The organism is Pseudomonas sp. SIMBA_068 (genome assembly GCF_046534705.1).
In the GTDB taxonomy this organism is placed as follows: domain Bacteria; phylum Pseudomonadota; class Gammaproteobacteria; order Pseudomonadales; family Pseudomonadaceae; genus Aquipseudomonas; species Aquipseudomonas putida.
In genome coordinates, this window is sequence record NZ_JAWRYI010001068.1 from 1 (window position 1) to 253 (window position 253).

General features: G+C 61.7%; 1 protein-coding gene. It reads left to right on the forward strand.

The window, feature by feature from the left end; genetic code table 11:
• Positions 1-253 (forward strand): ABC transporter permease subunit (locus tag SB756_RS32720; RefSeq protein ID WP_410913596.1); only part of this gene is annotated, 253 nt, incomplete at both ends.

Sequence of the window (253 nt, forward strand, 5' to 3'; positions counted from 1 at the left end):
CTGGGCGCCAGCACCTGGCAGGCCGTGCTGCTGGTGGTGCTGCCGAACCTGCGCAAGGGCCTGATGGTGGCGTTGCTGCTGTCGTTTTCGTTCCTGTTTGGCGAGTTCGTGTTCGCCAACCTGCTGGTCGGCACCCGTTACGAGACCCTGCAGGTGTACCTGAACAACATGCGCAACAGCAGCGGCCATTTCAACAGCGCGCTGGTGATCTCCTACTTCGCCTTTGTGCTGGTACTGACCTGGGTCGCCAACC